9 protein-coding genes and 1 pseudogene are annotated in these 10,992 nt (G+C 41.2%); 5 read left to right on the top strand and 5 right to left on the bottom strand.

Annotation, left to right across the window (positions count from 1 at the left end):
* Positions 1 to 312: 312 nt before the first annotated feature.
* Both TH606_RS06730 and TH606_RS06725 read right to left on the bottom strand, forming a co-directional pair.
* Positions 313 to 1,221, bottom strand: a complete 909-nt coding sequence (locus TH606_RS06730; protein WP_157627882.1) for a hypothetical protein — start codon at positions 1,219 to 1,221, stop codon at positions 313 to 315.
* A gap of 60 nt (positions 1,222 to 1,281) precedes the next feature.
* Positions 1,282 to 1,569, bottom strand: coding sequence for a GYD domain-containing protein (locus TH606_RS06725; RefSeq protein ID WP_068542244.1), 288 nt, complete (start codon positions 1,567 to 1,569; stop codon positions 1,282 to 1,284).
* A gap of 240 nt (positions 1,570 to 1,809) precedes the next feature.
* Here TH606_RS06725 and ppsA point away from each other — a divergent pair, with 240 nt between their 5' ends.
* From ppsA to TH606_RS06710, 3 genes are read left to right on the top strand one after another with little or no spacing between them, the layout of a single operon-like run.
* Positions 1,810 to 4,245, top strand: coding sequence for a phosphoenolpyruvate synthase (gene ppsA, locus TH606_RS06720; RefSeq protein ID WP_068542242.1), 2,436 nt, complete (start codon positions 1,810 to 1,812; stop codon positions 4,243 to 4,245).
* A gap of 44 nt (positions 4,246 to 4,289) precedes the next feature.
* Complete coding sequence (locus TH606_RS06715) at positions 4,290 to 5,441, top strand: MFS transporter (protein WP_068542240.1); 1,152 nt, start codon at positions 4,290 to 4,292, stop codon at positions 5,439 to 5,441.
* Positions 5,422 to 6,633, top strand: coding sequence for a type II toxin-antitoxin system HipA family toxin (locus tag TH606_RS06710; RefSeq protein WP_068542237.1), 1,212 nt, complete (start codon positions 5,422 to 5,424; stop codon positions 6,631 to 6,633). Before TH606_RS06715 ends, TH606_RS06710 begins: the two co-directional genes overlap by 20 nt.
* On the opposite strand, the gene TH606_RS06705 is transcribed toward TH606_RS06710, so the two are convergent.
* The gene (locus TH606_RS06705; protein ID WP_068542235.1) at positions 6,630 to 7,559 is read right to left on the bottom strand and encodes a J domain-containing protein; all 930 of its coding nucleotides are present in this window, start codon (positions 7,557 to 7,559) and stop codon (positions 6,630 to 6,632) included. The two genes, TH606_RS06710 and TH606_RS06705, sit on opposite strands and share 4 nt — an antisense overlap.
* A gap of 153 nt (positions 7,560 to 7,712) precedes the next feature.
* Between TH606_RS06705 and TH606_RS06700 the strand changes: the two genes are divergently transcribed.
* Together TH606_RS06700 and rpe are read left to right on the top strand one after the other, a co-directional pair.
* Positions 7,713 to 8,042, top strand: coding sequence for a hypothetical protein (locus TH606_RS06700; RefSeq protein ID WP_157627881.1), 330 nt, complete (start codon positions 7,713 to 7,715; stop codon positions 8,040 to 8,042).
* The gene (gene rpe, locus TH606_RS06695) at positions 8,039 to 8,707 is read left to right on the top strand and encodes a ribulose-phosphate 3-epimerase (protein WP_068542231.1); all 669 of its coding nucleotides are present in this window, start codon (positions 8,039 to 8,041) and stop codon (positions 8,705 to 8,707) included. Before TH606_RS06700 ends, rpe begins: the two co-directional genes overlap by 4 nt.
* A 319-nt stretch (positions 8,708 to 9,026) precedes the next feature.
* Here rpe and TH606_RS06685 read toward each other — a convergent pair whose 3' ends face one another.
* Entirely contained in the window at positions 9,027 to 10,526 is a 1,500-nt protein-coding gene (locus tag TH606_RS06685) for a methyl-accepting chemotaxis protein (protein WP_068542227.1), read from the bottom strand.
* Positions 10,527 to 10,695: 169 nt separating this feature from the next.
* Positions 10,696 to 10,946: pseudogene (locus tag TH606_RS11515) on the bottom strand (AAA family ATPase).
* Positions 10,947 to 10,992: the final 46 nt, after the last annotated feature.

The raw sequence follows: 10,992 nt of genomic DNA, 5'->3' as shown, positions 1-10,992 counted from the left end.
ATTGGTTGATGTTTTCACAGGAATGGGAGCATTTTTTATATTACACAGCGTCATCGCGAGGCGACGTAGTCGCCGTGGCGAAGTGACCTACCAGGTCATTGTATGGTTTTAGGAAAGGACAAAAACCACAGTATCTTGCGAGGCCTCGTCAGAGGCCGAAGCAATATCAACCCGGCAATCCAGAGACTGCTTCATCTATCCCGAGCGAGGAATTTCCTCGCAGTGACGAGAGGGAAGATATGTCTCATAGAGTTTTCATGACCATATTGGTGCTATACGGATAACCGTTAAAAGTATGAACTCATGCTAATTTCATTGAAGCAAGAAAGTTTTTACCGTATGCATGTCTATTTGGTGGAAAACAAAGGCGTAAAAGGCCAGGTGAAGAGCAACCCAAATCCAGGTGGGAACTTTAAATGAGACTTCTGGTTTTGGAGTATCTTTTTCCCAGGTGTTTCCTCCACGAAAGATGTTTATAAAGTTCATCATAACATAACACTCTACGGTAAAAGGTGGAAAACCTAAAAACCCTAGGACTGGCATTTCAAAAAGCTTTATATCACCCACAAAAGGCACGGTATAAATCCACTTACTTATGGCCCAGTAATTCCAGAATTCCCAGAGAAAACCACAAATCAAACCTGAAAAGAGCAGGGCATAAAATTTTTGGAAAGAGCCTTTTTCCCATTCGCGTAAAAGGGAAGGTGCGCCCAGGGCGTGGTTAATAGGCTCGAGTAAAAAGATGAAGCTTCCCCAGACCAGAGGGAAAAAATAAAGAGGGTATGCAACCGGTAAAATCAAGAAAAGAATTCCAAGAAGCATAAACCAGGGGTAAGCCAGTCTTGCATCATTTAATCTTGGAACCTGGCCCTTTTTAATTATTCCGTAGGCAAGAATAAGCTCGTAGGTTTCAAAAAGTCCTGGCAAAACGGTTCCGTAGCAGATAAAATACCCCAGCCATCGCCAGGAAAGCTCTGGGATAATATTTACGTAATGCCAGTTTTTTAGATAAAGGTTAAACCATTCAAAAATAAGCCAGATGAAGACAGACCAGGGGATTAAGGCTATAAATTCACGGGTGCGGTCTATAATGAGGGAGTTACCGGTTTTTCTTTTTACCAGCCAATCTACAAAAAATATGTAGGGCCACCAGGCAAACGCGTAAAACCAAATACCTACAAACTCGTTACCACTAAAAAGCAAGGCTTCACTGATTAGCAATAATAAGCACGCAAAAATTCCGTAAAAACGGACAAACGACATAAGTGGTGAGATTTCAAGCTATTCTTTCAATAGATTTATAAATTCGTTAACCTCTTTAGCGGGCATACTAATAATTTGAACTGTTCCACGAGAGCCAATTTCTACGGACATCTTCATAATAGTTTCGTAGTCAGGAGCTTCCACAATATTTACAAAGTCATAAGGACCAAGCACTGCAAATTGTTGAATAACTTTAACGCCCATTTTTTTAAGCTCTTGATTAACTTCTATAATGCGTTCAGGTTTCTTTTTTAACGTTTTACGGCCGTCATCGGTTAAAGTACTAAGAATTATAAATAAGGCCATCTCCACCCCTCCTGTTGTTTTTTCACTTTTATTTTACGCCATTTGTTTTGTTAAAGTCCAGCAAAATTTTCTAAAGGGAGCAGTTAAAGTTTAAAATTTAAGATTTGCTCGTTTCCATATTAAATTCAAACTTGACACCTGTTTTCTAAACTTGATAAAAGTTCAATAGGGATGAATAAAATCATCACAATTTAGCCGATAAAAAAGTAAGTAAAAACATATTTTATTGAGGAGGAATTTATGAGCAACGAGCCCCTTATTATGTGGTTTGAAGAGATTTCCATTAACGATGTTCCTCTAGTAGGTGGTAAGAACGCCTCTCTTGGAGAAATGTACAGAAATCTTACCCCTAAAGGGGTGAATGTACCTGATGGTTTTGCGGTTACCGCGGCGGCTTATCGTTACTTTATCCACGAAAATCATCTAGACGATAAAATCCGGAAAATTTTAACCGGCCTTGATACCCACAACATTAAAGACCTTCAGCGTCGAGGTAAAAAAGTAAGAGAGTTGATATTAAAAGCAGATATGCCGGAAAAATTAGCGAAAGCAATAAAAGAAGCCTACCACAAACTTGAAGAAAAATATTATCCCGAGGTAGATGTAGCGGTTCGTTCTTCGGCCACAGCTGAAGACTTACCTGATGCCTCGTTCGCCGGTCAGCAGGAAACTTTTTTGAATGTCCGTGGAGCTGAAAATGTAATTGAATTTGTAAAAAGATGTTTCGCTTCTTTATTCACTGATAGAGCCATCTCTTATCGCCAGGATAAAGGTTTTGACCATTTCAACGTTTATCTTTCGGTTGCTATCCAAAAGATGGTAAGAAGTGATTCAGCTTCTTCTGGAGTTATGTTCACTATTGATACTGAATCTGGCTTCAGAGAAGTTGTTTATATTACTGGGGCCTGGGGCCTTGGGGAAAACGTAGTCCAGGGAGCAGTAAACCCTGATGAATTTTACGTCTTCAAACCTACCCTTAAAAAGAGATTTAAACCCATTCTTTCTAAGAAGCTGGGTTCAAAAGAACTTATGATGGTTTATGGCAAGAGTAAACGCTGTCCAGTTAGAAATGTAAAAACACCAAAAGAATTACGCCAGAAGTTTTGCCTTACTGATGACGAAATTTTAAAACTTGCTGAATGGGCTATTATCATTGAAGAACATTACGGCCGTCCCATGGATATAGAATGGGCCAAAGATGGTGATGGCAAAAATGTAGGCACTGGTGAACTTTTCATAGTGCAGGCCAGGCCTGAAACCGTCCACGGCACTAAACAGGAACAGTTTTATGAAATTTATAAGCTCAAAGGTGAAGGAAAAGTTCTAACAGCAGGAAAGGCCGTGGGCAGCAAAATCGGTCAGGGTAAAGCCAGAGTTATAGAAGATGTTTCTGGTATTCATGAGTTTCAGAAAGGAGAAGTGCTGGTCACTGATATGACTGACCCTGACTGGGAACCCATCATGAAAATTGCCTCTGCTATTGTGACCAATCGTGGTGGTAGAACCTGCCATGCCGCTATTATTTCTCGCGAGTTAGGAATACCTTGTATTGTGGGAACTAATAATGCCACGGAAGTTATTAAAACCGGCATGGACGTAACCGTTGATTGTTCTCAGGGAGAAGATGGCTATGTGTACGAAGGCCTTATCCCCTTTGAGGTAGAACGCATAGACCTTACCAAAATTCCGCGTACCCGCACCAAAATTATGATGAATGTTGGCATTCCAGAAAAAGCCTTTTCTCAGGGGCAAATCCCCAATGATGGCGTAGGGCTGGCAAGGCTTGAATTCATTATTGGGTCGCATATTGCCATACATCCTTTGGCCCTTCTTAATTACGAAGAACTAAAAGAAAAGGCCCAAAAAGACAGAAATATTCGCAAAGTAGTTAAAGCTATTGATGAAAAAACTCCCATGTATGAAAACAAAGCCGAATTTTATGTGGATAAGCTAGCCCAGGGTGTGGCTATGATCGCCGCTGGCTTTTACCCTAGAGACGTTATCGTCCGCCTTTCTGACTTTAAGAGCAATGAGTATGCCAATCTTATTGGTGGTTTCCTTTATGAACCTGTTGAACATAACCCTATGCTTGGTTGGCGTGGGGCCTCTCGCTACTACGACCCCAAGTTTGAACCGGCCTTTGCCCTGGAATGTCAGGCCCTCAAGAAGGTCAGAGATGAAATGGGGCTCACTAATGTAAAAGTTATGGTTCCTTTCTGCCGCACCGTGGAAGAGGGTAAAAAGGTAATTCAGGTAATGGAAAAATACGGCCTTAAGCAAGGAGAAAACGGTCTTGAGATTTACGTAATGTGTGAAATTCCCAGTAACGTAATTTTGGCTGATGAGTTCGCCAAAGTCTTTGACGGCTTTTCCATTGGTTCAAACGACCTTACCCAGCTTACCCTGGGCCTTGACCGCGACTCTGAACTGGTAGCCCATATCTATGATGAAAGAAATCCTGCCGTCAAAAAACTTATTCGCCAGGTTATTCAAGAAGCCAAGAAGGCCAACCGTAAGGTAGGTATCTGTGGTCAGGCCCCCAGTGATTTCCCTGACTTTGCTGCTTTCCTGGTAGAATGCGGTATTGACTCTATGAGCCTTACGCCTGATACTATCGTCAAAACCTGGCTTCTTGTAGCAGAAACAGAAAAGAAGTTAGGAATAAAACCAGAATAAGACATTGATTTAGGGGCGGTCAGACCGCCCCTAAAAGTTTTTTAATGAGAAAAAGTCTTTTCCTTCTCTGCTTTCTTTCTGCCTGTGGAGCTTTTGCCATAGCTACCACCGCCTTTTTTATGCCTGTTTATCTAAAAGAAATAGACTTTTCAGGTAGGGAAATTGGCATTCTTTATGCTGCTTTGAGTGTTACTTCTATTATAACCTCTTTCCCTTCCGGGCTTGCCAGTGACCGCTTCCTGGCCAGAGATTTGATAGCGCTAGCTTTAATCCTCATGGGGATAGCCTGCTGGCTAAAAAGTGAAGTCTTTTTGTTCCTGCCTTTTGTACTTGCTTATCTGACCTATGGTGTCGGGCAAAATCTCTTTAGAGTAAGTTTAGATGCCCTGCTTTTGAAAAGTTTTTCTCAAAACGTGGGCAAGGTTTATGGTTATTTTAACGGAGCCAGGATGCTAGGCTTCACCCTTGGGGGAATAATCGGAGGATTGCTACTTTCCCATTTTGATTTTCGCCTAACTTTGAAACTTATAGGCAGTTTTTGCGTAGCTATTTCTTTTATAAGGAGGTTTCTTCCCCAAAATATCCCTGTCTCTTTTGGCTTAAAAACATATAAAAACGATTTTTTCAGGCCTTCTGTTTTGTTTTTCGCTATATGGCTATTTATGTTTTATCTTCACTGGGGAGCGGAATTCACGTCTTATGGGCTCTTTTTAAGGGAGAACTTAAAGCTCTCGCTATTGGCCATGGGTTTTTATATGTCTGCTGAATTCGCCATGGTGGGTTTAGCCTCTGTAATCATGGGCCTCTGGCTTAATAAAGGTGCTAATCCCTATCAGGTAGCTTTTTGGGGGCTCCTGGCTTCTGGCATAGGGCATATGGGCATGATTATAGAGCACTTACCAGTTAGCTTAACCTTCAGGTTAATACACGGGTTTGGCGATGGCACTATTATGGTTCTTTCCTACGTGGGAATCGCTAAACTTTTCAAAATAGAACGCATTGGTGGAAACAGTGGCCTAATTACTTTAACTATCATGTTAGGCGGATTTATAGGGTCCTTGGTATTTGGACCACTTGGTGAAAAGTGGGGCTATCAATGGCCCCTTTTTATCTCAGGGGTTACTACCCTTGTTCTAATTCCTATGATATTTATTCCCAAAGTTATAGAGTTAAAACATGAAAGAAGAAGTGCATAATTTTTCTTTAGAGCGCCGCTTAAAAGTCTGGTTTGTAGATACTGAGGGCTATCCTCATCACATTGGTTGGTTAGATATTGACCGTGAAAGCGTTACTTTCTGGTACGAAACAGACCAGTTCATTATAGACCCTATAAACCTTCCTTATACAGATAAACATATAAAGACCTTTGGGCTTGAGCCCCCTCTTTTGATTTTTGATGATACCATCCCTGATTCCTGGGGCCTAAAAGTCCTTTCAGAAAAGTATAATTTTGATTTTATCCGTAATAGACACCTAGCCCTGGGGATTGGAGATTCTTCTCGTATAGGGGCTCTCCTTTTTTCTGAGCCAGAAGCCACTTCTCCCCCTAAACCAACCTGGGTAAACTTCAGGGCTCTTCAAAAATGTCTTGAAGAGATTAAAGAGTTTGACCCAAGACGTATAGAAGAAGTCTTTAATTACATAGGGGTTTCAGGAGTTAATATAGGTGGTGCTAAACCTAAAACAATTTTAGTTGATTTTCAGGGCCAGCCCTGGTTAGTTAAATTCCCGGCTAAAACTGACCCTGCTCCTAACACCATTGCTCAAGTAGAAGTTGAAGGCCTTTCTTTTGCAAGGGACGTGGGTATCCCGGTACCCACTTTCTGGTTGCTCAAAACTAAAAATATCTACAGTATCGCCGTAAAAAGATTTGATATTACTTCTCTTAAAACCCTTTATCTTGGACGCCTTATGTTAATATCCTTGAGCACAGCCATGGGTGGGCTTGAAATGTTTGATGAAGGGTATGAAGTAGCAGCTCAATATGTGAAAAAATATTCCCACTTTCCCGAAGAAGACGTTCTTACTTTTTTTAAACAAATGGTGCTCAATTGGTTTATTGTAAACACTGATGACCACTTAAAAAATTTCTCTTTTATATGGGATGGAAAAACCCTTCGTCTTTCTCCAGCTTATGACCTGGTAGGTAATCTCTGGGGCATGGCTGAACACACCATGCCCATAAATGAAAAAACCACTGACATCACGCCAGATGATTTAATAGCTGCGGGAGAAAAAATGGGTATCCCGCAAGAAGTAGCTAAACATGAACTGGCAATTCTGGCTGAGAGGGCTCTTATTTATTATGATCGCATAGTTTCCTTTCCTGGGACAGAAATGCTGGTGGAAAAAGTAAAAGAAAGGATATCTTTTTTTAAAAAAGTCTAGGTATTATCACCTGAAGATAAAGCCAAAAAGCCAGAAGGTAATTCACGCTGCCTAGAAGAAACTTCCCTTTTTATAATCCTGGCATAATCTTTACTGTTTGCTGCTTCGATTTTGAGAATCATTCCCTCCACAAAGACCAGTGGCTTAAGGGTAGAATAACGTCGATGTAAAGAAAAGAGATAAGCATTTTCGTATAGGGCTGTTTTTAATAAAGGAAGACATGTTTTTTTAAAAACTTCCACTGAGATGGCGTTTAGAATCTTAAAGGCTTTTAAGTCAGGAAGACCACCTTCAGCCGCTTCAGGAGTAGGCTCTTTTTCTAAAAGAGGCCAGATTTCAAGTTTTCTACGAGCCACTGAGCCTACCAGAATAATAAAGTTTACCGGTTGAAAATAGCGCCTTTTAGGGAAGCGGTAATAAAGCCTTCCCTCTTCATCAAAAAGCATCTCTTTAAAAGCCACATGCCTGGCAAAACCGGTAAAGGAAGTGTTAAATTTAAGCCCAAGGTCAAGGAGGGTAACTTTTATTCCCCGGGGAGAATCAGGGAAAAGGGTAGCCCCTGAAGATTCTGAAGCAATTAATAAATGTTGCCAAAAATTTTCAGCCAATAGTTCTTTTTGCCGCAAAAGAGTGGCCAGTTTTTTAGTTAAGTCATCAATGGTTTTCTTCTGGGTGCGGCGTGAAAGGCGTCTCAAATATGCCCTGCGATGAGTTTTAAAAGACTCAGGATTCCTTTCAAGGTCAAGGGCTTCAAAAGCCAAATTTAGTTCTACGGCTTTTTCTTTACCATTGGCCTGCAAATCAGGATGATAAGCGCGTTGAAGGGCTCTATAACAGGCCTTAACCAGGCCAAATAGAGCCTCTTCATCAAGGTCTCTTACCATCTCTGGAGAAATACCAAGCACTTCAAAGGGGTTTCTGGTCATGCTTAAATTTTACCCTGGTCTTCTGGGACAGGCAAAATTTGTCTGCCAGCCGGAAAAAATACTTGCAAGAAATAGGGCTTTGTTTATGTTAAAAGCATGTTGCCAAAAGCCACCAAAAGAGAACCAGTGCTTTTCCAAACGAGTTCGGGGCTTATGATGGGGCTAGTGTGCTATCACCACGGCATGGAAACCCTTGCCTTTGTCCTTGAAAAGCGGGAATTTTTTGACCTGGAATGGCCAGCTCTCGTAGCTATTGATGCGCAAGGTTGGCATCCTATTCCTCTTGGCATAGAGTACGTTGTTATGCAAAGGGCTAATATTATCTGGTACACCACCCGTATTCCTGAAATTCTTGTGGCTCAATATCGAGAAAGATTGCCGATAAAACCTGATTATCCTCCAGAACCACCAGAGCCGGAACCATCCAAACCAACCAAGAGCAAAAAAGAAAAAATCGTTCGCTTCCCGGGGTTTAAGAAATGATAAAAATAGCACCTTCTATTCTTTCCGCTGATTTTGGCCGTCTGGCCGAAGAGGTTAAAGCTATTACAGAAGCTGGAGCTGATGTTATCCATATAGACGTTATGGACGGACACTTTGTGCCCAATATCACCATCGGACCGGTGGTGATAAAGGCTATTCGTCAAGCTTCTCCCTTGCCCTTTGACGTCCACCTGATGATTAGTAATCCAGATGATTATCTGGAAGATTTTGCTAAGGCTGGAGCTGATTGGCTTTCTGTACACGTAGAAGCGGCTACCCATCTTCACAGAACCATTTCTCGCATTAAAGAACTCGGGAAGAAAGCCGGTGTTGTCCTTAATCCAGCTACACCTCTTGAAAGTATTGATTATATCTTGGAAGAAATAGATTTCGTCCTTATTATGAGTGTAAACCCAGGGTTTGGAGGTCAAAAGTTTATTCCTTCAGCGCTTCGTAAAATCAGGGAATTAAAACAAATAATTAGAAGCCGCGGCCTTGATATCCCTATACAGGTTGATGGTGGCGTTAATCTAGAAACTTTGTCAGAGGTAGTTAAGGCCGGTGCAGATATAGTAGTAGCTGGCTCGGCTATCTTTGGCACCAAAGACTATACTAAAACCATAAAAGCTTTCCGGCAAAAGATTACAGAAACTCTAGCTATATAGAAACTTCTTCTTCCGGCCAGCGGTCCTCAGGTAGGAATTTAAACGTTCATAAAGTTTAACCAATATTAACTGTCTCAAACTGTTTCGCCTGACTGAAAGAAGCAAAGGGCTTTGAGACTGCTTCGTCGGCCCTGCAGGCCTCCTCGCAGTGACAACAGTGGGGACATACTCCCCGCAGGGAAAAGGAAAATATTTCCTTTTTCCTGTCTTGATAGTAGAACGAAGTAATTTTTATCAAGGTATAAAAAGCTAATGCAAAAGCTAAAAATAAAAAGAAGGGAGCAATGCTCCCTTCTTTACGTACCATATTAGCTTAAAGCTAAACTTTAAACTTAGAAGCCAATTCTTTCAGACGGCCGGCAAGATTTATCATTTCGCGAGAAAGTTCTTTGCTCTTAATCCCTTTTTCTGCAGTTTCCTGAATGGCCTGAGACATCTTTTCTACTTTTTCTTTTATCTGGTCGGCACTTTCGGCGGACATGTTGGCCGCCTGGCTGATTTCACCCATCATGGCGGTTTGTTCTTCTACGGCGCTGGCTATCATATTGGAGATATCGTTAATACGACTGATAATTTCAGTGATCTCTTCAATGGCTTTAACCGAAGCTCGAGCATCTGCCTGGATAGCCTGAATCTTTCTGGTAATTTTTTCCGTCGCCTGGGTGGTCTGGCGAGAAAGTTCTTTCACCTCACCAGCTACTACAGCAAAACCTTTACCAGCTTCTCCAGCCCGGGCCGCTTCAATAGTGGCGTTTAAGGCTAAAAGATTGGTTTGTTCGGCAATACTTTGAATAAGATTTACTACTTCACCAATTTCTTCTGAAGAAATGCTAAGTTTATTAACGATTTCGTTGGTTTCCTGAGCTTTTATGACGGCATCATTGGCAATGTGGGCTGCTTCAGATGTATTGCGAGATATTTCAGTTATGGCTTCAACCATTTGCTCTGAAGCTGCAGAGACAGCCCGAATGTTACTATTAATAGCTTCTTCAGCTTCTTTAACTTCTTCACCTTCTTTAGCAAGATTTTCAGCCTTTTCTGCTACTTCTTCACCAGCACGATAAATTTCCTGAGAAGCAGAATATACTTTATCTGAGGAATCAACTACATTGCTCAAAGTTTCACGCAAACGTTTGGCCATGCCTTCAAGGGCAGATAGCAGACGGCCAATTTCGTCCTGACTGGCCTTTGGGAACCTGACAGTGAAATCGCCATCGGCAATTTTTGAAACAAGGACCACTGCTTTATCAATAGGAGCAATAATTTTGGCCCTTGCCATCCACCAGATAGCCATAAGCAAGAGAATACTGAACCCTGAAATGATTACCTGATATATTCTTAACTGATGTAGCCCTGCCACCGCTTTTTTCTCAAATTGTTTAGTTAAATCATTGGCAAGAGTTAGTACCTCAATATTATGGTCAAGTAAGTATTTCAAAGCCTTTTCATCCTGGGTCTTTAAATATATATCAAAAGAAGTTTTAAATTTCTGCCAGGCCTGGTTTAACTTTTCCCAGGAAGCCAGAATTTCTGGGTCTTTCACCGGTTTTAAGCCCATAGTTGTATCCCCATCTTTTAAGGCCTTTAAACTTTTTTCAAAAAGGGCAGCCGTTTGTTGGGCAGAGGCAAAATCTTTACTAAGAATTTCTTTGGTAAGCTTTTGCACAAGCATCCTTTCTCTTCCGGCAATGTTTACGTATTTAGCATCTCCTTCATTTTTATGAAGGGACCAGAAAACCATCCCTGCGTTGAAAATACTCAAAAAGAACATCACCAAGATGATAGCCTGCACCCGGGCTTTGATGGTATTGAGTTTCATACTCTTCCTCCTTGTAAAAGTCTTCACTATGTTTGTCGGCAAAGAAGAAAAAAACTTTAGAGAAAATTACAGAGGCGAATCAAAACGATGAGATTAACTCTTCTGCCTTGTCTGGCTTGTCTGGAATAATGTTTTTTCAACTCAACTCTATAATTCTGGGCATGATTATCTAAAAATGTAATGAATTTTTGCTTGAGAATATCTTTTTCTTTATAATAACCCCGCTTCCAAACGAGATGTAAATCACCAGGCACCTGAGAGACCAGTCCCACTTATTTTCCAGGTAAAGCCCCTTAAAGAGTTCTCGTCTGGCTAAGAAAGCCCGCCGCAAAGTATCAAGAAAAAGAAATTTCTCAAAACGCCTTAGACGGGAAAGAAATAATATTTCCCTTCATCAACAAGCTTTTTTACAAACTGCATTTTGTCAACGTAGTAGTAATTTTCCGTGCGCATAACTTCAAAACTC

It is taken from the genome of Thermodesulfatator autotrophicus, from assembly GCF_001642325.1.
Lineage (GTDB): Bacteria > Desulfobacterota > Thermodesulfobacteria > Thermodesulfobacteriales > Thermodesulfatatoraceae > Thermodesulfatator > Thermodesulfatator autotrophicus.
The sequence above is the reverse complement of the archived record's forward strand: the minus strand, read 5'-3'. Positions and strand labels throughout refer to the sequence as shown.